Here is a 22,750-nt window from a genome sequence, read left to right as displayed (position 1 = left end):
TCGGGCTGCCAGACTAGGGATCCGGGTGCCCCGCCGACAATCGGCCCGCGTGTCACGTCGGCCGGACGCCCGCCCGACCCCGGAGGAGGACCACCGTGGCTGCTGACCGGCCGCTCCCCCGGGGGGCCGCGGCGTGACCGGGCCGCGGCGCGGGCGGGGTCGCCGCGACAACGGCCTGGACGCCGCGCTCTGGGCGCCGCTGCGCGACGTCGACCCGCGCGTCGGCGAGCACCTGCTCGACGTGCTGCGCGACGCCGGCATCGCCGCCTACCTCGAGCCGGCCGCCGACGTCGGGCCCTACACCCGCACCGTCTTCCTCCCCAGCCCGCCGGCCGACCGGCTGTTCGTCGACCGCACCCGCCTCGGCGAGGGCCGCTCCCTGGTCGAGCGGCACGCCGACGACCACGCCCCCGCCGGCGGCCCCGCGGCCGAGCGGCGCCCGCTGCGGCGCGACCTCGACGAGGACGCCGAGTGGACGCGCATCGTCGCCGCCTACGAGGCCGAGCACGGGCGCACCGTCGTCGAGGACGCCGACCCCGCGGAGCCCGCCGTCGTCCGGCCCGCCACGCCGCCCCCCGACGACGAGGAGGACGACCCGCTCGCCGAGGAGCACTACGAGCCCCCGCCGGCCCCGCCGGTGCCGATGCCCTCGCCCTCGACCCTGTACGCGGTGCTGCTGGCGGCCGCCGGCGTGGTGCTGGTCGGCGCGCCGGGCGTGCTGGGCCTGCGGACCGAGACCGGCCTGGTGCTCGGCGTCGCGGCCCTGGTCGGCAGCGCCGCCCTGGCGCTGTCCCGGATGCGCGACCGCGACGACGACGGCGACGACGGGGCCGTCGTCTAGCGGCGCGGGCGTCTAGCGACCGGCGCAGACCGCCGCGCGGGCGAGGTCGGCCGCACCGACCAGGCCGGCCGAGGCGCCGAGCGCCGCGGCGACCACCTTCGGGCCGGGCCGGAAGCCGCGGCCGGGCAGCGCCCGCCCCAGCCGCTCGCGCGCCGGGTCGAGCACCATGTCGCCGAGCACGCTCACCCCGCCGCCGATCACGACGACGTCCGGGTCGAGCACGCTGGCGAGGTCCGCGATGCCCTGGCCGAGCCACTCCCCGACGTCGCTCACCAGGCTCAGCGCCACCGGGTCGCCGTCGGCCGCGGCGCGGGCCACGTCCTCGCCGGTCAGCCGCGCCGGGTCGCCGTCGACGCGGTCGAGCAGCCGCGCCGCCGCGGCCGGCGAGCGGGTGGCCACCTCGCGGGCGGTGGTGGCCAGGGCGCTGCCGCTGGCGTACTGCTCCCAGCAGCCGCGGTTGCCGCAGGCGCACAGCCGCCCGTCGGGGACCACCCGCATGTGCCCCCACTCCCCCGCCACCCCGTGCGCGCCGCGCTGCAGCCGGCCGCCGGCGACGATCCCGCCGCCGATGCCGGTGCCGAGGGTGATGCACAGGGCCAGCTCCGCCCCGCGGGCGGAGCCGAAGCGGTACTCGGCCCAGGCGGCGGCGTCGGCGTCGTTGCCCACCCACAGCGGCCGCTGCAGGCGGGCGGCGAGGTCGCGGCGCAGCGAGGTGTGCCGCCAGGCCAGGTGCGGGCTGAACAGCACGACGTCGCCGGTGCGGTCGAACCAGCCGGCCGCGCCGACGCCGACCGCGGCCAGCGGGCCGCCGTGCCGGACGGCGAGCTCCTCGACCACCCCGGCGATCGCGGCCTCGGTCTCGGTCACCGACGCGGTCGGCGTCGAGCGGCGGGCGGTGTCCCGCACCGTCCCGTCCGGCGCGACGACGCCACCGGCCACCTTGGTCCCGCCGACGTCGACGCCGAGCGCGGGCAGTGCGGCGGGGTCGCTCCGGTCGCCGGCCACTCAGCCGAGCTCGATGTGCTGGACCTGCGCCGGCTCCGGCTCCGGCGCCGGGGCCGGCCCGGGCGCGGGCGGCGCCGGCGGCGTGGACACCGACCGCAGCGCCCCGGCGGCGCTGGTCAGCAGGTCGGCGAGCGCCTCGCTGACGTCCGGCCGGCGGGCGACGGCGGCCGCCCGGCACAGCGGGCACCAGCGGCAGTCCCCGCCCGGCTCGTGCTCCCCCGCCGTCCCCTCCGCGGCGGCGCCGGTCTCGGCCCAGGCCTGTCCCACCCCGGCCACCAGCCGCCGCGCCTGATCGAGCCAGTCGGCTCCCTCGGTCACCGTGTCCCCCTGTCGTCCGCCGGGCCGTCCGCCGCACTGCGCGACGGTGCCCCCTCAGCACCGTCCGCCCCGACGGCCGCCAGCAGGTCGGCCGGCCACTGCTGCGGGTCGGCGGCGAAGCCGACCACCAGCCGCGCGGCGGCGCTGCCCGGGTGGGCCAGGGTGCCCGACGTGACCACGCACCGGCGCAGCAGGGCGTCCAGGCGCAGGGAGCGGCGGGTGCCGGCGGCCGTCACCACCAGGTCGTCGTCCCAGCGGGTGAGCCGGACCCCGGCGCGCTCGGCGAAGGGCAGCGGGAGCGTCAGCCGCCAGCCGCCGTCCACGCGCTCGGGTGCGGGCACCGGCGGGACCGACCCGCCGGCCGGCCCGGGCAGGTCGGGCAGGAGCGCGGCGAGCGCCTCGGCGCCGGCCGGCTCGACCGCGGCCTCGGCGACCTCCCGCACCGGCGCGACCCCGGCCAGCGCGGCGAGCGCGGCCTCCTCCTCGGCCGCCCGGGCGACCGCCCAGTCCGCCGGCCCGCCGGGCAGCCGGCGGGCGAGCACGCCCACCGGGCGCTGCCCGTGCACGGCCAGGGCGGTCGTCGCGGCCCGCAGCGCGGCGACGGCGGAGGGCCGCGGCCGGCCCACCAGCCAGACCGCGGTCGCGGCGGGGTCGGTCAGGGGGAGCCGGTCGAGCAGCGCCTCGAGGTCGGGCAGCGCGTCGAGGGCGAGGTCGGCGGCACCCCGGCGCACCGTGCCCGCGCGGACGGCGGCGGTGCGGACGGCGGCGAGCACCCGCACCCGGGTGGTCACCACCTGCTCCAGCCACCAGCGCAGCGCGCCCGGCAGCGCGACGAGCCCCGTGGCGGCGGGCAGCGGCCCGGCGTCGAGGACGACGAGGTCGGTGTCCGGCCGCACCCGGCCGAGCGCCGCGAGGACGCCGAGCTCGCCCGCGCCGGGCAGCGGCACCACCGAGCTCGCCGGCGGCAGCTCGAGGTCGGGCACCGCAGCCGCCGGCCCGGCCACCCGCTCGGCCCACAGCGCCTCGAGCCCGGCCTGCGGCTCGGCGACGACCACCTCGACGCCCGCGGCCGCCGTCCCCTCGGGGACCGGCTGCCGGGTCACGAGCACCACCCGGCGCCCGTCCCGGGCGGCGCGCACGGCGGCCGCGGCGGCGAGGGTGGTCGTGCCGGCCCCGCCGGGGCCGGTGAGGAGCAGGGTGCGCACGCGGGTCAGCCCTCGACGCGCTTCTTGAGCTCCTTGAGCGCGGTGTCGAGGATGACCTTCTCCGCGCGGCGCTTCATCATCCCGAGCATCGGGACGCCGATGTCGACGGCGAGCCGGTAGGTCACCTCGGTGCCGCCGCCGGTCTCGCGCAGCGTGTACGAGCCGTCCTGGCGCTTCATCAGCTTGCTGGTCACCAGGGTCCAGGAGACCTGCCGGTCGTCGTCCCAGGTGTAGTCGAGGACGTACTCGTCGGTGAGGACGGTGGCGTCGATGACGAAGCGGACCCGGCGGGCGCGGCCGTCGGGCCCGCGCTCCTGCACCTCGACGGTCCGGGCCGCGTTCACCCACTGCGGATACGCCTCGAAGTCGGCGATCACGGCCATCACGTCGGCCGCCGGCGCGGAGACGACGATCGACTGGGTGGACTGCTCCGCCATGCGCTGAGGCTAGCCGTTCACCCGAAGGGTGCAGGGTGGGTGGGCCGGGCACGGCTACTCACCGGTAGCCCCAGCCGGTAGATTCGCCGGGACGTGTCCCGTGCGGGGACCGCGGGCAGCGGCGCCCCGGCCGCGCGGGGAGGAGAGGACGGAGAGTGCGCGAGTACAGCGTCCCGGCGACGACCGAGGTGGGCGCCTCGGAGGCGCTCACCGACATGCTGGCGGAGAACGTCGCCGAGCACGGCGACGAGGTCGGCCTGCGCAGGCAGCGGGACGGCCGCTGGGTCGACGTCACCTGGCGGGAGTTCGGCGAGCAGGTTGCCGGCGTGGCCAAGGGGTTGATCGCCGCGGGCGTGCAGCCCGGCGACCGGGTCGCGCTGCAGGCCAAGACCCGCTACGAGTGGACCGTCATCGACTTCGCCATCTGGACGGCCGGAGCGGTCACCGTCCCGGTGTACGAGACCTCCAGTCCCGACCAGGTCGCCTGGATCCTCTCCGACTCCGGCGCGGTCGCCGCAATCGTCGAGAAGGCGGAGCACGCCACCGCCGTCGACTCGGTCCGCGACCAGGCGCCCGACCTCGGCCCGCTGTACGTCATCGAGGACGACGCCGTCGGCACGCTCACCGCCGCCGGCGAGGCCGTCCCCGACAGCGAGCTCGAGGCGCGCCGCGCGACGCTGAACGCCGACAGCCTGGCCACGCTCATCTACACCTCGGGCACCACCGGCCGGCCCAAGGGCTGCGAGCTCACCCACGGCAACTTCCTGTTCGAGGTCGGCAACGGCATGAGCCTGCTCGACCGGTTCATGAACGTGCAGGGCTCGCTGCTGCTGTTCATCCCGCTGGCGCACGTGCTGGCGCGCGTCATGCAGGTGGGCGCGGTGAAGACCCGCACCGTCATCGGCCACACGCCGGACGTGAAGAACCTGGTCGAGGACCTCGGCGGGTTCAAGCCGACGTTCGTGCTCGCCGTCCCGCGCGTGTTCGAGAAGGTGTTCAACCAGGCCAAGGCGAAGGCCGAGGCCGACAGCCCGGTCAAGGGGAAGATCTTCGACCGGGCCGCCCAGGTGGCCATCGCCTGGTCCCGCGCCCAGGACACCGGCGGCGCGGGCCTGAGGCTCCGCGTCCAGCACGCGCTGTACGACCGGCTCGTCTACAGCAAGCTGCGCGCCGCGCTCGGCGGCCGCTGCCTCGGCGCCATCTCCGGCGGCGCCCCGCTCGGCGAGCGGCTCGGCCACTTCTTCCGCGGCGCCGGCGTCACCGTCTACGAGGGCTACGGCCTCACCGAGACCACCGCCGCCGCCTCGGTCAACCACGACCGCGCGCTGCGGATCGGCACCGTGGGGCGGCCGCTGCCCGGCGTCTCGTTCCGGATCGCCGACGACGGCGAGATCCTGATCCGCGGCGGCGTCGTCATGCGCGGCTACTGGAGGAACGAGCAGGCCACCGCCGAGGCGATCGACCCCGACGGCTGGTTCCACACCGGCGACATCGGCGAGATCGACGCCGACGGCTTCACCCGGATCACCGGCCGCAAGAAGGAGATCCTGGTGACCGCCGGCGGCAAGAACGTCGCCCCCGCGGTGCTCGAGGACCGGCTGCGCGCCCACCGGCTGGTCAGCCAGTGCATCGTCGTCGGCGACCAGCGGCCGTTCATCGCCGCGCTGGTCACCCTCGACGCCGAGGCGCTGCCCGCGTGGCTGGAGAGCAAGGGCAAGCCGGCCGACACCCCGCCGTCGGCGCTGGTCGACGACCCCGAGGTCAGGGCCGAGCTCGACGCCGCCGTCGCCGACGCGAACAAGGCGGTGTCCCAGGCCGAGGCGATCAAGAAGTACCGCGTCCTCACCACGGACTTCACCGAGGACAACGGGATGCTGACGCCGAGCCTGAAGCTCAAGCGCGCGGTGGTCATGAAGGAGTTCGACCAGGAGGTCGAGGCCCTCTACAGCCGCTGAACCGACCGGCCGAGCCCCGTCCCGCCACGCGCGGGGCGGGGCTCAGTCGTCCGCGGGCTCCAGCAGGGCGGCGAGGTCGGCGGCGATCGTCGTCCACGACCAGCGCCGCTCCACCCACGCCCGCCCGGCGGCGCCCATGGCGCGGGCGCGGGCGGGGTCGTCGAGCAGCGCGGTGACCGCGGCGGCGACCGCGTCCGCGGACCGCGGGTCGCGGACGACCGTGCCGGTCTCGCCGTCGCGCACCGCCTCCGGCGCTCCGCCCGAGGTGCCCGCGACGACGGGCAGCCCGACGGCGGCGGCCTCCAGGTAGACCATGCCCAGGCCCTCGACGTCCAGGCCGCCGCGGCGGGTGCGGCAGGGCATGGCGAACACGTCGCCCGCCGCGTAGTGCTCGGGCAGCCGGTCCGGGGGCACCGGGCCGGTCAGCAGCACCGAGTCGCCCAGCCCCCCGTCGGCCACCGCGCGGCGCAGCCGCCCCTCGTCGGGACCGCCGCCGACCAGCAGCAGCCGGGCGCCCGGGTGCCGGTCCAGCACCTGCGGCCAGGCGGCCACGAGCACGTCCTGCCCCTTGCGCGGCACCAGCCGGGACACGCAGACGACCACCGGCCCCTCCCCCAGCCCGTGCCGCCGCCGCACCGCGGTGCCGTCGACCGCGGGCGTGAACCGGTCGACGTCGACCCCGGGCGACAGCTGCGCCAGCCGGGTGCGCCCGCCGAGGGCCGGCTCCAGGCGGCTGCGGGTGTACTCGCTGATGTAGGTCAGGACGTCCAGGCCCCCGGCGATGCGGCGCATGAGCTGCCGGGCGCCGGGCAGCGCGACCCAGCCGGTCTCGTGCCCGTGGGTGGCGCCGACCAGGTGCCGCACCCCGGCGTCGCGGAGGGCCGGCGCCAGCAGGCCCAGCGGCGCGGCGGCGCCGAAGAAGGCGGTGTCGCAGCCGTGCTCGGCGGCCAGCGCCGTCGCGGCGCGGGCGGTCGCCGGGGTGGGCAGCAGCATCGCGGTCCGCTGCCGGACCACGGGATACGGCAGCCGGGCGTCGTACTCCTCCCACCCCGGTGAGCGGGAGGCCAGCACGACGACGGAGTCCGGCGGGCGGCGCTCGAGCAGCGCCGCGACGAAGGTCTGGATGCCGCCCTGCCGCGGGGGGAAGTCGTTGGTGACGACGAGCGTACGGCCGCGGTCGCTCACCGGTCGTCCAGCCGCAGCCAGTCCCCCGCCATCGCGACCCGCTCGGCCGCCGTCGGGTGCGAGCCGAAGAACCACTGCCACGCCGCCGGCGGGCTCGGGTCGGCGACGTTGGTCTCGGCCAGCCGCCGCTGCATCTCGACGAAGGCGGCGGCGTCCCGGGTGAGGTCGAGCGCGTGCAGGTCCGCCCGGGCCTCGACGTGCCGCGAGACGAGGTTCTGCACCGGCGTCGCGACCAGGGACCCGACCGCGACGAGGAACAGCACCAGCGGCACCACGCGCGGGTCCCCCGCCGAGTCCGCACCGGCCCGGCGCAGCAGCGGCGCCCAGGTGAGCAGCCAGCCGAGCAGGGCGACGGCCGCGGCCGCGCCGAGCGCCCCGATGAGCGTGCCGGTCAGGACGTCGTCGGTGGCGACGTGCCCGAGCTCGTGGGCGACGATCGACTCGATCTCCTCCGGGGGGACGTCGGCCAGCAGGGTGTCGTAGAGGACCACCCGGCGGGTGGAGCCGAACCCGGACACGTAGGCGTTGAGCGACGTCGTCCGCCGGGATGCGTCGGCGACCAGGACGTCCTCGACCGGGGAGCCGCTCGCCTCGGCCAGCCGCAGCAGGTCGGTGCGCAGCTCGCCGGCCGGCAGCGGCGTGAAGCTGTTGAACGCCGGCTCGATGACCACCGGGTAGAGGAAGGAGCCGGCGACGACCAGCGCGGCCGCGCCGCCGGCGGCCCACGCCCACCAGGTGCGCGGCGCGCGGCGGGCCAGCGCGACGAGCACGAGCAGGCCGAGGGCGGTGAGCCCGGCGTCGATGGCGGTGGAGACCGCGACGTCGCGCAGCCACAGCGGCCAGGAGCGCGTGGACAGCCCGTAGCGGTGCCGCACCACCTCGCCGTAGGCGGAGATCGGCAGCGTCACCAGCCGGCCGACGACCACCAGCGCGACCGTGCCCAGCAGCACGGTGAGGGGCCGGCGGCGGCCTCCCGCGCGGCCGACCGCGGTCACCAGCCGGCTGCCCAGGCGGGTGAGGCCGAGCAGCGCGGAGACGGCGAGCCCGAGCACCAGGTTGGTCAGCGACGCGGGACGGATGTCGGCGGCGAGGGCCTCGGCGCGGCGGACGACCTCGGCGGGCAGCCCGGCGTCGTCGGTGACCGGGGACGCGCCGCCGGGCGGGGTGGGCAGCAGCGTCCAGGGCGTGCGGATGGCGATGACGACGACGAGCGCCGCGCCGAGCACGAGCGCGACCAGCAGCGCGGCGCGGCGGGAGCCGGTGCGGTCGGGGCGGGTGGCCGCGGGGCCGGGGCGGGTGCTCGTCCCGCCCGCCCTGCTCACCCGGCCGATCCTAGGCGCGCGCCGGCGCCGCACCGCGGTTCCCCTCCACGGACGCCGAGGGCCGGCGACCCGGACGGGTCACCGGCCCTCGGCCCGTGGGGTGCTGGAACGGCCGCCCTCCAGGAACCCTCCGCCTGCGCGTTGGGGAAGGGTGGTCCTTCGTCTAGGCGACGCGGCGCATCGCGGTGATGCCGCCCATCGAGTCGACCGACACGACCTTCACCGGCTGCCCCGACGTGGAGGCGTGCACCATCTGGCCGTTGCCGATGTACATCGAGACGTGGCTGACCGGGCTGTAGTAGAAGATCAGGTCGCCCGGCTGCAGGTCCGCCCGCGAGACGGCGGTGCCCATGCGCGACTGCATGCTGCTGGAGTGCGGGAGGCTGATCCCGGCCGCCGCGTAGGCGTACTGGGTCAGGCCCGAGCAGTCGAAGGCGTCTGGCCCGCCCGCACCCCACACGTAGGGGTCGCCCACCTGGGCCAGCGCCGTCTGCACCGCCGTCTGCGCGGCACCGCTGCCGCCGCTGCCCGCCGACGGCGCCGGGGCCGGAGCGGGGGCCGGAGCGGGGGCCGCGGCCTGCGTGCCGGCCACGGTCGGAGCGCTGTCGCCGCGCGAGCCGCCGGCCGGCTCGTCGCCCGCCTCCGCCTGCGCGCCGGCGGCCAGGCCGGCCTCCTGCGCGGCGAGCGCCGCCTGCCGCTGCGCCTCGGTGAGCGCGGCGAACTGCGCCTGGTAGTCGGCGATGTCGTCCTGGAGCTGCGCCTCCTGGGCGCTCAGGTCGTCGAGGGTGCGCTGCGCCTCGGCCTCGGCGGCCTCGGCGTCGGCCTGCGCCTGGCGGGCGGCGGCCGCCGCCTCGTCCACCTCGTCGAGGACCGAGGTGGTGTGGTCGGCGATCTGACCGAGGGTGGCCAGCGAGGCGACGAAGTCCTCGGCGGAGTCGCTGGTCATCAGCAGGTCGAGCCCGGCGAAGCCGTCGCCGTTGCCGGCGGTGTAGGCGCTGCGCGCCACCTGGCGGATCTGGCCGTCGAGGTCCCGCAGCTGGTCCTGCGCCTCGGCGGCGGCCCGGTCGGCCTCGTCGGCGGCGGCCTGCTGCTGGGCGAGGACCTCGCGGGCCTCGTTGACCTGCTCGGTGACGACCTCGAGCCGGTGGCCGGCCTCGGCGGCGAGCTGGGCGGCCTGCTCCGGGGTGCCGGCCCGCTCGGGGTCGGCGGCCGCGGTGCCGGACAGCAGGCCGAGGGTCAGCGCGGCGGTGGTGCCGACGAGGGTGACCCGGCCGAGGTGGCGGGCCCGCGACGGGCGGTGTGGCCCGGCGGTGCGGGTGGCGGATGTGGACTTCTCGCGTGCATGCCCCAGGACGGGGCGGGGGGTCGCCACGGGCGGCGGCTCTCCGTTTCTTCCTCAGCAACCGCCTACCGAGTTAGCTGACGGGTTCGGGCTGGGAAGACGTGCCCTATCTCGTGCGCCCCGGTCGGGACCGGCGCGCACGAGAACTCACCCCAGTGCTGCGGTGGGTCCCCGGCTCACCTCGCGCACCTCCGGGGAGGGGCGTCCGGTGACTCGGCGGTGTCGGCCGAGGTCACCCCTGCGTCGGGTGACGACCACCCGGCCGGACGGCGCCACAGTACGGACGTGATGCAGTTGTGACAAACGAGGGGTGCGTGGACTGTGAGAACACACACGGTCAGCAGCCGCGCCACTCCGGTGAGTACCCGATCCGGGTGGTCCTCGCCGGTCAGCCCGTGCGCCGGCGCCCGTCCCGCGACGGCCGGTGCCGGAGCGGCGGCACCAGGCCACCCTCGGCCAGTGCCCGCACGGCCCGCCGCTCGACGTCGTCGAGCTCCACGACGACGCCCGGGCGCGGCAGGACGCCGTCGGCGGTCCGGGCCGCCGGGACGGGGGGCACCGGCAGCAGCACGGGGCCGGTGTCCCGCTCCGCGGGCGGGGCGCCCAGCAGGGCGGTGACGACGCAGTCGGCGCAGCCGGCGCCGCGCGCGGTGCACGAGTCGCAGTCGATGAGCATGGCCGTGTCCCTCCGGTGCCCCGGCCGCGCCGCCCGGTGCCGGGCCGCGGTCGGGACGGGTCTCCCTGTCGGTTGCCCGGCACGCTAGGGACGGCCACCGACAGTCCCGGCTCAGCCGCCCGCGTACTCCCAGTGCCACGGCTCCTCGCGGCCGTTGCCGGGGTCGGCCCAGGTCGGGTGCAGCCACCCGAACCGGCCGGCGTTGGCGACCATCCACGCGTACTGCGGCGTGCCGAAGCCGTCGATGCCGCCGCACAGGTCGACCGCCAGCCCCCAGCCGTGGTTGCTGGTGCCCGGGACCGCGGCGAGCGCCGGCTTCTCCCCGTAGAGCCGGACCTGGGCGGCGTAGGTGCGGTAGGAGTCGGTGATGCAGAGCGGCTGCCCGAACGCCGACGCGAACGCCGCGCTCATCGCCCGCCAGGCCGCCGCGGCGTCGCAGCGCAGCGAGTGGCCGCCCACCCCGATCGGGCACAGCGCGCTGGGCGGGATGAGGCCGTTGGGGTAGCCACCCCAGGCCCGGGCGCCGTCGAAGCTCGGCGGGTAGACGGTGTTGCCGCACTCCACCCGCAGGGCGCCGCCGGCCGGGCCGGGGGCGGGCGCCTCCGGCCGCGGGCCGAGGCTCGGCCGGCCGACGTGCAGCACCTGGTCAGCGGGCAGCCGGCGGACGACGACGGCGCCGGCCCGCGCGTCGGCGGCGAGCATGGTCTGCGCGTCCAGCGCGATGCCGACGTGCCCGAGGCCTGCCTCGGGGGTGCCGAGGAAGACCAGGTCGCCGGGCAGGACGTCCGCCGGGTCGACGGGCGTGGTGACCGCGAACAGGCCGGCCTGGTCGCCGGGCAGGTCGATGCCGGCGTCGCGGTAGACGGTGGAGACCAGCGAGCCGCAGTCCCAGGAGTCCGGGCCGGCCGTCCCCGGCGCGTAGGGCCGGCCGAGGGCGTCCATCGCCGCGGTGACCGCGGCCAGCGTCTCGGCGGGCAGCACGAGCAGCGACACCGGTTGGCGCGGCAGCTGCGCGGCGCCGCGCTGGGCGCCGCCGGCGGCCGCACCGACCGGGGTGAGCCCCGCGGGCAGGCCCCGCACGGGGTCGAGCAGCTCGGCCGCCGGCGGCGCGGCGACCCCCGCCTCGCGCAGCTGGTCGAGGTAGGCCCGCCAGTTGGCCGCCGTCTGGGTGTTGACGTCGACCTGCTGGCGCTGCAGGTCCGACAGCTGCCGGTCGACGTCGCCGAGCGCGACGTCGAGCTCCGCGGTCACCGCGTCGGCGGCGGCCTCCAGGTCGGCCACCTCCGCGGCCAGCCCATCGGCCCGCTGCTGCGCCTCGGCGAGGACGGCGTCGGCGGAGGTCTGGCGGTCGACCGCGGTCCGCCGCTGCTCCTCGGCGGCGCCGACCACCTCGGCGGTGTGCGCGTCGACGGCCTCCAGGTAGCCCAGCGCCGCGACGACGTCGGCCGGGTCGCCGCCGGTGAGCAGCACCGTGAGCGGGGTCAGCGCGCCCCCGTCGCGGTAGACCGCCGACGCGTACTGCGCCACCACCGCCCGGTACTGCGCCAGCTCGCCCTCGGCGGCGTCGACCGTGGCGCGGGCGGCGTCGACGTCGGCCTGCGCGTCGGCCAGCTGCTGCCGCGCGGCGGCCACCTCGGTCTGCCGCAGCTGCAGGTCGGCCTGGACCTCGGCTGCGCGCTGCTGCAGCCGGTCCAGCGCCTCGCTGTCGAGGACCCCGCTGGTCCCGCCGGGCTGGTCGCTGGGCTCCGCTGCCGCCGGGGCCGCGAGCAGGACGGCCGCCACCGCCGTGACCAGCACGGACACCACGCCCCGCCGGGTGCGCCCCAGGGAACGCGTGTGCATCGGACCACCTCTGCTGCTCCGGACCCCGCTGGTCCGTCCGGGGATCGTCGTCTCCGCGGAGCCGCTGCCGCAAGCACGACGCGCCCCACCGGTCCCCCGGTCGGGCGAGGACTCCCCCGGGCGCGCGTCCCCGGGACTGTCCGACCCCCGGCCTACCGTCCCGCCGTGCTCTTCCCCGCCAGCGGCACGGGCTCCTCGGGACCGCGCCACGAGCAGGCACCCGCCCACGGCGAGCGGCCGCTCCCCCGCGCCCCCTACGTCCAGGCGAGCATCGACGACCTGGGCACGCCGCTGGCCGGCGTCACCTTCGTCGTCGTCGACCTGGAGACCACCGGCGGGTCGCCGAAGGACAGCGCGATCACCGAGATCGGGGCGGTCAAGGTGCGCGGCGGCGAGGTGCTCGGGGAGTTCCAGACGCTGGTCGACCCCGGCTGCGAGGTCCCGCCCTACATCAGCGTGCTCACCGGGATCACCACGGCGATGGTCGCCACCGCCCCGCGGATCGACGCCGTGCTGCCGGCCTTCCTGGAGTTCGCCCGCGGCGCCGTCCTCGTGGCGCACAACGCCCCCTTCGACCTCGGGTTCCTCAAGGCGGCGTGCGAGCAGACGGGCACGCCGTGGCCCGCCGCCGCCTCGGTCGACACCGCGGTCCTCGCCCGGCGGCTGCTCTCCCGCGACGAGGTGCCCAACTGCAAGCTGGCCACCCTGGCGCCGTACTTCTCCGCCTCGACCTCGCCCTGCCACCGGGCCCTCGACGACGCCCGCGCGACCGTCGACGTCCTCCACGGCCTGTTCGAACGACTCGGCCCGCTCGGGGTGACGTCGCTGGAGGAGCTGCACGGGCTCACCCGCCAGGTCGACCCCGTGCGCAGGAAGAAGCGCCACCTGGCCGACGGCGTCCCGTCCGGGCCGGGCGTCTACGTCTTCCGCGGGCCGCGCGAGGAGCCGCTCTACGTCGGGACGTCGAACGACCTGCGCACCCGCGTGCGCAGCTACTTCTCCTCCGGCGAGCAGCGCAGCCGCATGACCGAGATGGTCGCGCTGTCCCAGCGCGTCGAGGCCATCCCGTGCGCGCACGACCTCGAGGCCGCCGTCCGGGAGCTGCGGCTGATCGCCGAGCACAAGCCGCGCTACAACCGCCGGTCGCGCTTCCCCGAGCGCGCGCTGTGGCTGCGGCTCACCGAGGAGCCCTTCCCCCGGCTGTCGACCGTGCGGCGGGTGCGGCCCGACGCGGGGCTCTTCCTCGGCCCGTTCGCCGACCGGCGCGCCGCGGAGATGGCCACCGCCGCCATCCACGAGGCGCTGCCGCTGCGGCAGTGCACCGCCCGGCTGTCCCCACGGGTGCACACGAGCACCTGCGCCCTGTTCGGCATGGGCCGCTGCGGCGGCCCGTGCGCGGGCCACCAGTCGGTCGAGGAGTACGCCGCGATCGCCGCGGTGCTGCGCGCCGCGGTGGCCGGCGACCCGAGCGCCCTGGTCGCGCCGCTGCTGGACCGGGTCGACCGGCTGTCGGCCGCCGAGCGGTTCGAGGACGCCGGGGTGCTGCGCGACCGGGTCGCGGTCCTCGTGCGCGCGGTGCGCCGGCGGCAGCGGCTGGAGTCGCTGGCCGCCGTCCCGGAGCTGACCATCGCCCGGCCCGACGGCGCCGGCGGGTGGGCGCTGTCGGTCGTCCGGCGGGGCCGGCTGGTCGCGGCCGGGTGCGCGCCGCGCGGGACGTCGGTCCGCGAGACCCTCGCCGTCCTGCGCGCCACCGCCGAGACCACCCCCGACGACGGCGGGCTGGCCGCCACGGTCGACGAGACCGAGCTGGTCGTGCGGTGGATGGAGAAGCCCGGCACCCGGCTGGTCGAGGTCACCGGCACGCTCGCCTGCGTCGCCCCGGGCACCGGCGGGCTCAGCGGGTTCCTCGCCCGGGTGGAGGCCGGCCGGGCGCTGCGCGACCCGTTCCACGACGGCCGCCAGCTGGGCACCCGCGCCCGCCCCGAGCGGGTCGCTCCCGACGCACCGTCCGCCGCGGGCCCGGCGCCCGGCGGCCCGGTGACGTACTGGAACGGCCCTCCTGCAGGGGCCCGCGCCGAGCGGAGCGAGGCGTGGGGGGCAGGAGAGTCCTTCAACTAGCATCCGGGGCGTGATCACCGCCATCGTGATGGTCGACGCGGCCACCGACGCGATCCCCGAGGTGGCGGCCGCGATCGCCGACCTCGACGGCGTGAGCGAGGTCTACTCGACCGCCGGGGAGGTCGACCTGATCGCGATCGTGCGGGTCCGCGAGTTCGACCAGGTGGCCGAGGTGATCGCCGGGCGCATCAACAAGGTGCCCGGCGTGCTGGAGACCGAGACGCACATCGCCTTCCGCGCCTACTCGCGGCACGACCTGGAGGCGGCGTTCTCCCTGGGCCTCGAGGGCGGGTGACCGGTCTCAGCGGCCGGCGGCCTCGCGGCTGACGGCCACCCACCGGTCCAGCAGCGCGGCGGCGCGGCCGTCGTCGACCGCGGCGGCGGCCCGCGCGATGCCCGCGCCGAGCAGGTCCCCGAGCTCCCCGCCGCGCTCGTCGAAGGCGGCCAGCGCCGCGGCGGCGTTGAGCAGGACGGCGTCGCGCACCGGCCCCCGCTCGCCGTCGAGCACCCGCCGGAACACCGCCGCGTTGTGCGCCGGGTCGCCGCCGCGCAGCGCGTCCGGCCCCGTCGGGGCGATGCCGAGGGCGGCCGGGTCCACCCGCCCGGGCGTCACCGCGCCGTCGCGGGCCACCCACACGCTCGACGTCGTCGCCGTCGTCAGCTCGTCCAGCCCGTCGTCGCCGCGGAACACCAGCGCGCGGGCGCCGCGGCCGGCGACCACCTCGGCCAGGACCGGGGCCATCCGCGGGTCGGCGCAGCCGATCGCGGCGGCCACCGGCCGCGCCGGGTTGGTCAGCGGCCCGAGGAAGTTGAAGACGGTCCCGATGCCCAGCTCCCGCCGCGGCGCCGCGGTGTGCCGGAAGCTCGGGTGGAAGACCGGCGCGAAGAAGAACCCGATGCCGGCCTCCTGGACGCAGCGGGCGACGGCCGGGGCCGGCAGGTCGATGACGACGCCCAGCGCCTCCAGCACGTCGGCCGCTCCCGAGGACGACGACGCCGCCCGGTTGCCGTGCTTGGCCACCGGCACGCCCGCGGCCGCGGTGACGACGGCGGCCATCGTCGAGATGTTCACCGTGTGCGCGCCGTCGCCGCCGGTGCCGACGACGTCGACGGTGGGCACCGGCACCTCGACCGGCGTCGCGCGCTCGAGCATCGTGGCGGCGAGCCCGGCGACCTCCTCCGGCGCCTCGCCCTTGGCGCGCAGGGCGACGGCGAACCCGGCCACCTGCGCCGGCGTCGCCTCGCCGGACATCACCTCGCGCATCGCCCACGCCGTGTCCGCGGCGGTGAGGTCCTGGCGAGCCAGCAGGCGCGTCAGCAGACCGGGCCACGTCGGCCCGGCGGTGGTGCCCGCGCTCACCGCGAGACGGGACGGCGGCCCGCGTGCGCGCGCAGCAGGCCGGCGACGACCTCGGGGGCGGCCAGCGGGTCGACCGGGAACGCGAGCGTGGCGTCGGCCTGCGACCAGTGGGCCAGCCAGCGGTCGGGCTGGCGGGCGATCAACACGCACAGGGCCGGCCGGTCGGCGACCTCGACGGTCAACTGGCGGGACAGCGCCAGGCCGCCGGTCGGCTGCGCCTCGCCGTCGAGGATGCACAGGTCCACGCCGCCGCCGTCGACGGTGTCGACGACGTCCTCCCCGGTGGCGCACTCGATCCAGGTCAGCGGTCCGACGTCGGGCGCCGGCCGGCGGCCGACGGCGGTGCGGACGGCCTCGCGGACCTCGGGCCGGGAGCTGTAGACCAGGACGGTGGCCGGCGCGTCGCTCACGTCCGGCAGCCTAGTGCCCGCGCGGCTCCCGTCCGGGTGGACGCGGACCCCCGTCCGGGGGACGGTCTCGGGCCGGTCACGGCGCGGCCACGCCGTGCCACCCACGGTCTGTGCACGTCGGCGGCCGATGCCATGATGGGCGGCGTGACAACGGCCCCCGTGGCGAGCAGCACCTTCGACACCTCGCGGGTGCACTCCCTGACCCGACCGAACATGGTCAGCGTCGGCACGATCATCTGGCTCTCCAGCGAGCTGATGTTCTTCGCCGGGCTGTTCGCCATGTACTTCACCGCGCGGGCGCGCGCGACCGAGGGCTGGCCCCCGGAACCCACCGAGCTGAACCTGCCGTACGCGCTGGTCTTCACGCTGATCCTGGTGGCCTCCTCGGTCACCTGCCAGATCGGCGTGTTCGCGGCCGAGAGCGGCAACGTCTACGGCCTGCGCCGGTGGTTCACGATCACGTTCGTCATGGGGCTGGTCTTCGTGCTCGGCCAGGCGAACGAGTACCGGGTGCTCGTCACCGAGCACGGCACCAGCATCTCGAGCAGCACCTACGGCTCGGTCTTCTACCTGACGACCGGCTTCCACGCCCTGCACGTCATCGGTGGCCTCGTGGCCTTCATCTACGTGCTCATCCGGTCCACCATGGGCCGCTTCACGCCGGCGCAGGCGACCTCGGCGATCGTGGTCTCCTACTACTGGCACTTCGTCGACGTCGTGTGGGTCGGGCTCTTCGCCACGATCTACCTGATCCGCTAGGGAACCGGTGTCCACCACGAACCCGCAGTCCGACACCCTGCCCGACGAGGAGCCGCGGCGGTCGCGCTGGTCGCGCCGTCCGTCCGAGGGGACCCCGGCTGCCGCCGCCCGCGCCCGCCGCCGTTCCAAGCAGCGCCGCCGCGTCGGCAACGTCGCCGCGCTCATGGCCGGGCTGGTCCTGACCGGCGCGCTCTACTCGACCCTCGCCCCGGGCGCCCAGGCCGCCGACGAGGGCAGCGAGTCCAGCGCCGAGGCCGCCGGCCGCGAGCTGTACGAGCGCAGCTGCATCAGCTGCCACGGCGAGAACCTCGAGGGCGTGCCCAACCGCGGCCCGTCGCTGATCGGCGTCGGCGAGGCCGCCGTCTACTTCCAGGTGCACACCGGCCGCATGCCGCTGGTGCGCCAGGCCGAGCAGGGCCCCGACAAGCCGGCCGTCTTCTCCGACGAGGAGATCGACCAGCTGATGGCCTACGTCCAGGCCAACGGCGGCGGTCCGACCCTCCCCTCCGGGGACCTGCGCGACGGCGACCTGGCCGCCGGCGGTGAGCTGTTCCGGCTCAACTGCTCGCAGTGCCACAACTTCGTCGGCCAGGGCGGCGCGCTCTCGTCCGGCAAGTACGCGCCGAGCCTCGAGGACTCCAACGACCTCGAGATCTACACCGCCATGCTGACCGGCCCCGAGAACATGCCGGTCTTCGGGGACAACCAGATCACCCCCGAGGAGAAGCGGGCGATCATCAACTACGTGCAGACGATCACCGACATGCCCGACCCGGGTGGCGCGGGCATCGGCCGCATCGGCCCGGTCAGCGAGGGCCTGGTCATCTGGACCGTCGCGATCTCCGCGCTGATGTTCGGGATCTTCTGGATGGGGAGCAAGGCGTGACCACGCACGACACCCGCCCCGGCTCGACCGGCGGGGCGGACACGCCGGGCCCGCTGCACGGCGGCCCGGACGACGACTACACCCCCGAGCAGCTCGCGGCCCTCCCCCGCGAGGAACTCGACCGCCTCGGCGCCCGGTACGACGGCGTGCAGGTCCTCCACGTCGAGCCGGGCCCCGAGCCCGGGTCGGCGGTGGAGCGGCGCGCCGTCCGCCAGGTCGGCCTGATGTTCGGCCTGGCCGGGCTGTCCGCGTTCGCCTTCGTCGTCGTCTACGCCGGCGCCGGCTGGTTCCTGCCCGACTGGCAGTGGGAGCTGGGCAGCAGCACCTTCAGCACGCTCTACACCCCGCTGCTCGGCGCCCTCATGGGCCTGGCGTTCACCTTCTTCGGCGTGGGCCTGGTGCTCTACACGAAGAAGCTGCTGCCGCACGAGACGGCGGTGCAGGACAAGCACGACGGCTCGCACTTCGACCGCGTCACCACCGGCGCCACCCTCGTCGGCGGGCTGCACAACAGCGGCCTGAAGCGGCGCAAGCTCCTCACCCGCAGCCTGCTGTTCATGGGCGGCGGCCTGGGCCTGATGCTGATCGCCCCGCTCGGCGGCCTGATCAAGAACCCGAACCGGGGCAACCCGCTGGGCACCACCTCGTGGGCCGAGGGCGTGCGACTCGTCCGCGACGACGGCACCCCGATCCGCCCGGGTGACCAGGTGCCCGGCTCGCTGGAGACCGTCTTCCCCGCCGTCCCCGGCGGCAACCGGCAGTCCGACGCCGCCACGATGCTCATCCGGCTGCGTCCCTCGCAGCAGGTCGAGGAGGTCCCGCGCGAGGGCCAGGAGGGCTTCGGCTACGGCGACTACGTCGCCTTCTCCAAGATCTGCACGCACGCCGGCTGCCCGGTGTCGCTGTACGAGCAGGAGACCAGCCGGATCCTCTGCCCGTGCCACCAGTCGCAGTTCGACGTGACGCAGGGCGCCAAGCCGGTCTTCGGGCCCGCCACGCGGTCGCTCCCGCAGCTGCCGATCACGGTCGACGACGAGGGCTTCTTCGTCGCGCGCAGCGACTACATTGAGGCCGTGGGTCCCACCTACTGGAACCGGGAGCGCATCTGATGGCTCGCACCGTCACCGCGCCGGGGGCGCCCACCACGCGCCTCGGCAAGGCCGCTGTCGAGGTCGACGACCGGCTCATCGTCGCCGGTCCGCTCCGCCGGACGCTGAACAAGGTCTTCCCCGACCACTGGTCGTTCCTGCTCGGGGAGATCGCGCTCTACTCGTTCATCATCCTGCTGCTCACCGGCACCTACCTGACGTTCTTCTTCCAGGCCTCGATGACCGAGGTCACCTACGACGGCTCGTACGCGCCCCTGCGCGGCGTGCACATGTCGATCGCCTACGCCTCGACGCTGGACATCTCCTTCGACGTCCGCGGCGGCCTGCTCATGCGGCAGATCCACCACTGGGCGGCGCTGCTGTTCATGGCCGCGATCGTCTGCCACATGCTGCGGATCTTCTTCACCGGCGCCTTCCGCCGGCCGCGCGAGACCAACTGGCTGATCGGTGTCGCGCTGCTGATCCTCGGCATCTTCGAGGGCTTCGCCGGCTACTCGATGCCGGACGACCTGCTCTCGGGCACCGGCCTCCGGATCATGTCGGCGATCATCCTGTCGATCCCGGTCGTGGGCACCTGGGTGCACTGGGCGGTCTTCGGCGGTGACTACGTCGGCGAGCTGATCGTCGGGCGGCTCTACATCGCCCACGTGCTGCTCATCCCGGCGATCATCCTGGCGCTGATCGCGGTGCACCTGCTGATCCTGGTCAAGCAGAAGCACACCCAGTTCCCCGGCCCGGGCCGCACCGAGCACAACGTGGTCGGCAACCGGCTCTTCCCGACCTTCGCCGGCAAGGCGACCGGTCTGCTGCTGGTGGTCTTCGGTGTCTGCGCCGCCCTCGGTGGCCTCGTGCAGATCAACCCGGTGTGGCTGTGGGGCCCGTACAACCCGGCGCAGGTGTCCTCGGCGTCGCAGCCCGACTGGTACGTCATGTTCCTGGACGGCTCGACCCGTCTGTTCCCGGCCTGGGACATCTACCTGCCGGGCAACTACAACATCCCGGCGCTGTTCTGGCCGACGGTCGTGCTCCCGGGCATCATCTTCACGCTCCTGCTCGCCTACCCGGTGCTGGAGCGGAAGCTGACCGGCGACACCGCCTCGCACCACCTGCTCCAGCGTCCGCGCGACGTGCCCGTGCGCACCTCGCTCGGCATGATGGCGATCGCCTTCTACGTGGTGCTGCTGCTGTCGGGTGCGAACGACGTCATCGCCGACAAGTTCCAGATCAGCCTCAACGCGATGACCTGGATCGGTCGCATCGGCCTGATCGTCCTGCCGCCGATCGCGTACGTGCTCACCTACCGGATCTGCCTCGGTCTGCAGCAGCACGACCGCGAGATCCTCGAGCACGGCATCGAGACCGGTGTCATCCGCCGGCTGCCGCACGGTGAGTTCATCGAGGTCCACCAGCCCCTCGGCCCGGTGGACGCGCACGGCCACAGCCAGCTGGCCTACGGCGGCGCTCCGGTGCCCAAGAAGATGAACCAGGTCGGTGGCGCGCGCCGCGCCATCCGCGGGTTCTTCTCGCCGATCGAGGAGCCGGCGGCGGTCGAGCTCGAGCAGCGCGGCGAGGAGCGGGGCCTGTCCGCGGCCGAGCCGGACCGCGAGCTCACCACCAGCGGCCGTCCCGCCGACGGCGGGCGCCCGGCCGAGGGTGGCCGTCCCGCGGAGGGGGGCCGGCCGTCCGAGGGTGGCCGCCCGCAGGAACCGCGCGACTGACGCGAGGCACTCAGGCCGCACGGCACTGAGCACGCAGGGCCCCGGTGGAGCACTCCACCGGGGCCCTGCTGCATTCCCGGGCAGCACCGCGGCGGCCGCCTCGGCGCTGCCTTACGCGGCCGCTCGCCGATGCCCCACCCCCCGCCCGGCGGGAGCGGCACCGACGGCCTCACCGACGTAGTCGCCTCCCCTGGCCGGCGACCGGGAGGGACCGGGCCGTCGCACAGCACGGAGACGTCCCCGGCCAGGCGCAGGTCCGCCCAGGAGACCCTGCTGTCCCTGCCCGGGCCGGGCCGGCCGCTCCCCGTCCTGGCGGCTCCACCCCCACATGGCTTCACGTGAGGCCTCGCGCAGGAACACCGTGGCGGCGACGTCGCCGTCCCGGTCGACGGCCAGGGGCACGTGACGGGCCCGGCGGCTGGGACGCGCGCTGCCGAGAGCCTGGCGCCCCCAGCACCGCCGGGCCCTCGGCCAGGGCGCCACAGGTCACGTCGCGGAGGCTCCGGGCGGCGTCGGCCCCGGGGGGCGGCATCCCGGATGCTGCGGAGAGGGCGCCCGTCATCGCGCGGCACACGGGGCCGGGCACCACTCCCTCGCCTGACTCCCGCGGCTCGCCTCCGAGGACCTCACGGGGCGGCTCGCGGCCGGGGGACGCACGAGGGCCCCCTCCCGCGGTGCGGGAGGGGGCCCTCGTCAGCGGGCGGGCGTCAGCTGGACTGCGCGTTCTGCCCGACGTAGAACTCGAACAGCAGGCCGCCGATGGTCACGAGCAGGCTCACGACCCCGATGATGATCAGCCAGTCGTACCAGAAGGCCAGACCGAGGCCCGTGACGGCCGCGGCCGAGGCCAGGGCGAACGGCCAGTAGCTGGCCGGCGGGAAGAAGCCGAGCTCACCGGCGCCCTCGGCGATCTCGGCGTCCTTGCGGTCCTCGGGCCGGGCGTCGATGCGGCGGGAGATGAACCAGAAGAAGCCGCCGATGAGGCCGGTGAGACCCCCGGACAGGATCAGCGCGGTGGTACCGATCGGCTCCTGTGCCCAGAAGCCGTACACGGCCGCGGCGACGATGCAGAACACCGCGATGAGGTTGAAGATGAGCGCCTCGACCTTCACGGCCGTCCTCCCTGCGCAGCGTCGGTGCGGTGGTCCTCGGTGCCGGCGGACACGTCAGTCGGCCGCACGCTGGTAGTAGCCGTCGCCCACGCGGAACGGCTCGGTCGTGGTGGCCTCGCCGTCCTGGCCGATGCTCTCGAGCGCCTCGCGGGTGTCCTGACCCGACTCACGGGCGGCCAGGTAGGCCTCGTAGTCCTCGGCCTCGACGATGCGGACCTCGAAGTTCATGTACGCGTGGTACGAGCCGCAGAGCTCCGCGCAGCGCCCGACGTAGGCGCCCGTCTCGTTCGGGTGCAGCTCGAAGACGTTGTCCCGGCCGTTCTCGTTGCCCGGGATGACGTCGAGCTTGAAGAGGAACTCCGGCACCCAGAACGAGTGGATGACGTCGGCGGAGGCGACCTCGAAGCGGATGTCCTGGTCGACCGGGAGCACGAGGATCGGGATCTCGTCGGTCGCGCCGACGGTGCTCACCGGCTCGCCGTCGGGACCGGTGGTCTCCGGGTAGACGAACTGCCAGTTCCACTTGAAGGCGTTGACCGCGATCGTCGTGTCGGGGTCGTCGCTGCGCTCCTGCACGTCGTTCTGCACCGAGACGGTGAAGAAGAACAGGGCGGCGATGATGATGAACGGGAAGATCGAGTACGCGATCTCCAGCGGCAGGTTGTACGCCGTCTGCCGCGGCAGGTCGTCGCCCTTCTTCCGGTGCATGACCACCGACCAGATGATCAGGCCCCAGACGATGAAGCCGACGATCAGCGCCGCGATGACCGAGCCGGTCCACAGCTGACGGATCTCCGTGGCTTCCTCGGTCACGCCCTCGGGGAACCCGAAGCGCCAGAACTCGTTGTTGAGGTCGCACCCGGTGAGGGTGAGCACCCCCAGGAGACCGAGCGCGGCGACCCGCGCGAGCCTGCTGCGTCGAGCCACTGCTCGCTGCCTCCTCGTCCTCCACCCGGCGGTTCCCCGGGCGGCTCTCCCGGCGCGGCCGCGGGCGGGTACCCGCCCTGGTCCGTGCGCCGACCTCAGTCTGGGCCGAGACTATCCGACCCCGCACGGCGGCCGACCACCGGAGACCCGGTACCGGCGGGTCGGCCGGGACCGCCGGGACGCCGGTGACCGGCCGCCCGTGGCCCTGCTCACCGTGCCGCCT

At 75.8% G+C, this 22,750-nt stretch carries 21 protein-coding genes and 1 riboswitch; of the genes, 8 read left to right on the top strand and 13 right to left on the bottom strand.

The window, feature by feature from the left end; translation table 11 throughout:
• Positions 1-133: 133 nt before the first annotated feature.
• Positions 134-841 (top strand): hypothetical protein, encoded by a 708-nt coding sequence (locus ACI79B_RS05865; RefSeq protein ID WP_456926591.1) that lies wholly within the window; start codon positions 134-136, stop codon positions 839-841.
• 12 nt (positions 842-853) lie between these two features.
• Here the strand turns inward: ACI79B_RS05865 and ACI79B_RS05860 are convergent, their stop codons facing one another.
• Genes ACI79B_RS05860 through ACI79B_RS05845 form a run of 4 tightly spaced genes read right to left on the bottom strand, consistent with a single transcriptional unit; the run spans position 854 to position 3,806 of the window.
• A complete protein-coding gene (locus ACI79B_RS05860; protein ID WP_456926590.1) occupies positions 854-1,846 on the bottom strand; it encodes an ROK family glucokinase in 993 nt (330 codons plus the stop codon).
• Complete coding sequence (locus tag ACI79B_RS05855) at positions 1,847-2,164, bottom strand: hypothetical protein (RefSeq protein WP_456926589.1); 318 nt, start codon at positions 2,162-2,164, stop codon at positions 1,847-1,849. It lies immediately after the preceding gene.
• Positions 2,161-3,369: an ArsA-related P-loop ATPase gene (locus tag ACI79B_RS05850; RefSeq protein ID WP_456926588.1), complete on the bottom strand. Its 1,209-nt coding sequence runs from the start codon at positions 3,367-3,369 to the stop codon at positions 2,161-2,163. Before ACI79B_RS05850 ends, ACI79B_RS05855 begins: the two co-directional genes overlap by 4 nt.
• A gap of 5 nt (positions 3,370-3,374) precedes the next feature.
• Positions 3,375-3,806 (bottom strand): SRPBCC family protein, encoded by a 432-nt coding sequence (locus tag ACI79B_RS05845; protein ID WP_456926587.1) that lies wholly within the window; start codon positions 3,804-3,806, stop codon positions 3,375-3,377.
• Between the two features lie 155 nt (positions 3,807-3,961).
• Here ACI79B_RS05845 and ACI79B_RS05840 point away from each other — a divergent pair, with 155 nt between their 5' ends.
• Entirely contained in the window at positions 3,962-5,761 is a 1,800-nt protein-coding gene (locus ACI79B_RS05840; protein ID WP_456926586.1) for an AMP-dependent synthetase/ligase, read from the top strand.
• A 42-nt stretch (positions 5,762-5,803) separates the two neighbouring features.
• Here ACI79B_RS05840 and ACI79B_RS05835 read toward each other — a convergent pair whose 3' ends face one another.
• The 5 genes from ACI79B_RS05835 to ACI79B_RS05815 form a co-directional block, all read right to left on the bottom strand.
• Positions 5,804-6,946, bottom strand: a complete 1,143-nt coding sequence (locus ACI79B_RS05835) for a glycosyltransferase family 4 protein (protein WP_456926585.1) — start codon at positions 6,944-6,946, stop codon at positions 5,804-5,806.
• A complete protein-coding gene (locus ACI79B_RS05830) occupies positions 6,943-8,268 on the bottom strand; it encodes a M48 family metallopeptidase (RefSeq protein WP_456926584.1) in 1,326 nt (441 codons plus the stop codon). Before ACI79B_RS05830 ends, ACI79B_RS05835 begins: the two co-directional genes overlap by 4 nt.
• Before the next feature lie 163 nt (positions 8,269-8,431).
• Entirely contained in the window at positions 8,432-9,640 is a 1,209-nt protein-coding gene (locus ACI79B_RS05825; RefSeq protein WP_456926583.1) for a C40 family peptidase, read from the bottom strand.
• A gap of 16 nt (positions 9,641-9,656) precedes the next feature.
• Positions 9,657-9,839: riboswitch (cyclic di-AMP (ydaO/yuaA leader) on the bottom strand.
• A 159-nt stretch (positions 9,840-9,998) separates the two neighbouring features.
• The gene (locus ACI79B_RS05820; protein WP_456926582.1) at positions 9,999-10,286 is read right to left on the bottom strand and encodes a hypothetical protein; all 288 of its coding nucleotides are present in this window, start codon (positions 10,284-10,286) and stop codon (positions 9,999-10,001) included.
• Between the two features lie 111 nt (positions 10,287-10,397).
• Entirely contained in the window at positions 10,398-12,128 is a 1,731-nt protein-coding gene (locus ACI79B_RS05815) for a D-alanyl-D-alanine carboxypeptidase family protein (RefSeq protein WP_456926581.1), read from the bottom strand.
• Positions 12,129-12,293: 165 nt separating this feature from the next.
• On the opposite strand from ACI79B_RS05815, the gene ACI79B_RS05810 reads away from it, so the two are divergent.
• Entirely contained in the window at positions 12,294-14,246 is a 1,953-nt protein-coding gene (locus ACI79B_RS05810) for a DEDD exonuclease domain-containing protein (protein WP_456926580.1), read from the top strand.
• Positions 14,247-14,256: 10 nt separating this feature from the next.
• On the top strand, positions 14,257-14,541 hold the full coding sequence (locus ACI79B_RS05805) for an Lrp/AsnC family transcriptional regulator (RefSeq protein WP_456926579.1): 285 nt from the start codon (positions 14,257-14,259) through the stop codon (positions 14,539-14,541).
• A 6-nt stretch (positions 14,542-14,547) separates the two neighbouring features.
• Here the strand turns inward: ACI79B_RS05805 and trpD are convergent, their stop codons facing one another.
• Both trpD and ACI79B_RS05795 read right to left on the bottom strand, forming a co-directional pair.
• Complete coding sequence (gene trpD / locus ACI79B_RS05800; protein ID WP_456926578.1) at positions 14,548-15,606, bottom strand: anthranilate phosphoribosyltransferase; 1,059 nt, start codon at positions 15,604-15,606, stop codon at positions 14,548-14,550.
• Entirely contained in the window at positions 15,603-16,016 is a 414-nt protein-coding gene (locus tag ACI79B_RS05795; RefSeq protein ID WP_456926577.1) for a hypothetical protein, read from the bottom strand. The genes trpD and ACI79B_RS05795 overlap by 4 nt, the downstream gene beginning before the upstream one ends.
• 144 nt (positions 16,017-16,160) lie before the next feature.
• On the opposite strand from ACI79B_RS05795, the gene ctaE reads away from it, so the two are divergent.
• From ctaE to qcrB, 4 genes are read left to right on the top strand one after another with little or no spacing between them, the layout of a single operon-like run.
• Positions 16,161-16,775 carry an aa3-type cytochrome oxidase subunit III gene (ctaE, locus tag ACI79B_RS05790; RefSeq protein ID WP_456926576.1) on the top strand — a complete coding sequence of 205 codons (615 nt, stop codon included), beginning with the start codon at positions 16,161-16,163 and terminating at the stop codon, positions 16,773-16,775.
• A 7-nt stretch (positions 16,776-16,782) separates the two neighbouring features.
• Positions 16,783-17,661 carry a cytochrome bc1 complex diheme cytochrome c subunit gene (gene qcrC / locus ACI79B_RS05785; RefSeq protein WP_456926575.1) on the top strand — a complete coding sequence of 293 codons (879 nt, stop codon included), beginning with the start codon at positions 16,783-16,785 and terminating at the stop codon, positions 17,659-17,661.
• Positions 17,658-18,770 (top strand): cytochrome bc1 complex Rieske iron-sulfur subunit, encoded by a 1,113-nt coding sequence (qcrA, locus tag ACI79B_RS05780; RefSeq protein ID WP_456926573.1) that lies wholly within the window; start codon positions 17,658-17,660, stop codon positions 18,768-18,770. The genes qcrC and qcrA overlap by 4 nt, the downstream gene beginning before the upstream one ends.
• Positions 18,770-20,488 (top strand): cytochrome bc1 complex cytochrome b subunit, encoded by a 1,719-nt coding sequence (gene qcrB, locus ACI79B_RS05775; RefSeq protein WP_456926572.1) that lies wholly within the window; start codon positions 18,770-18,772, stop codon positions 20,486-20,488. Before qcrA ends, qcrB begins: the two co-directional genes overlap by 1 nt.
• 707 nt (positions 20,489-21,195) lie before the next feature.
• Here the strand turns inward: qcrB and ACI79B_RS05770 are convergent.
• Together ACI79B_RS05770 and ctaC are read right to left on the bottom strand one after the other, a co-directional pair.
• On the bottom strand, positions 21,196-21,600 hold the full coding sequence (locus ACI79B_RS05770; RefSeq protein ID WP_456926571.1) for a cytochrome c oxidase subunit 4: 405 nt from the start codon (positions 21,598-21,600) through the stop codon (positions 21,196-21,198).
• Between the two features lie 54 nt (positions 21,601-21,654).
• Entirely contained in the window at positions 21,655-22,527 is an 873-nt protein-coding gene (gene ctaC, locus ACI79B_RS05765) for an aa3-type cytochrome oxidase subunit II (RefSeq protein WP_456926570.1), read from the bottom strand.
• Between the last annotated feature and the right edge of the window lie 223 nt (positions 22,528-22,750).

The organism is Geodermatophilus sp. SYSU D00879 (assembly GCF_054050375.1).
This window is presented reverse-complemented; position numbering and strand designations above follow the sequence as displayed.